Source organism: Fusobacterium sp. IOR10 (assembly GCF_010367435.1).
Taxonomy (GTDB): Bacteria; Fusobacteriota; Fusobacteriia; order Fusobacteriales; family Fusobacteriaceae; genus Fusobacterium_B.
Map to the genome: position 1 here is coordinate 1 of NZ_WJWY01000074.1, position 506 is coordinate 506.

The 506-nt window shown below is 38.9% G+C and carries 2 rRNA genes; both read right to left on the minus strand.

Annotated elements, in window-relative coordinates:
- A 23S ribosomal RNA gene (locus GIL12_RS10010) occupies positions 1-232 on the minus strand; the annotation flags it as partial.
- Between the two features lie 179 nt (positions 233-411).
- Positions 412-506 (minus strand): 16S ribosomal RNA (locus GIL12_RS10015); the annotation flags it as partial.

The following is a 506-nucleotide window of genomic DNA, read 5'->3' on the forward strand; positions in this document are numbered from 1 at the left end:
CTCGCCGCTACTTGGGGAATCGTTTTTACTTTCTTTTCCTCAGACTACTTAGATGTTTCAGTTCATCTGGTTACCGTTTTCACACTAAGACTTCATCTTAGTAGATTTCTCCATTCGGAAATCCTGGGATCAATGTTCGATTGCAACTTCTCCAGGCTTATCGCAGCTTACCACGTCCTTCATCGGCTCTTATTACCTAGGCATCCACCGTGTGCCCTTAATTCTCTTAATCTTTAAATTTAAGGTAAGTTGAATTTCTTCAACTTGCTAACTCTACTAAAAAATAGAATTTCTAGTAAAATTATTTTAATTTGGTTTCTCATTATATTTACTATGTAGTTTCCAATGTTCAATTTAGCAATGTTTAGAACACTACCATTAGAATAGAGAATTTAACTGTTAGCTCCTTAGAAAGGAGGTGATCCATCCGCACGTTCCCGTACGGATACCTTGTTACGACTTCACCCCAATCGCTAACCACACCCTCGGAGCATCCTTCCTTACGG